The following is a 267-nucleotide window of genomic DNA, read 5'->3' on the forward strand; positions in this document are numbered from 1 at the left end:
TCTAGAAAGGTAGTCCATTCATCAGGAAACGCTTCTACACCATATGAAGAATTGGCCAGATCCAACTCGATCATATGTTTAAACTGAAATCTTGGAATGTATTTATAGCCTCCGTCATGATTTGAACGAAAACTTCTTTCGTTAAATAAATTCAAATCAATAGTTGCCAGGTTATTATCTGGAACAACGTTCCAAATGACATAAAAGCTCGCCGGATCATCCGGGTCCACTCTCCATATATAGGGGTCTACTATGGTGTTAAACTCC

Annotated in this window: 1 protein-coding gene; it reads right to left on the reverse strand. The window is 38.6% G+C overall.

What is annotated here, in order from left to right; translation table 11 throughout:
- Nucleotides 1-267, reverse strand: a 267-nt coding sequence (locus tag RYX56_RS22850; RefSeq protein ID WP_317124188.1) for a hypothetical protein, incomplete at both ends; no start/stop codon positions are given.

The organism is Alkalihalophilus lindianensis (assembly GCF_032843265.1).
GTDB classification, from domain to species: Bacteria; Bacillota; Bacilli; order Bacillales; family Bacillaceae_D; genus Alkalihalophilus; species Alkalihalophilus lindianensis.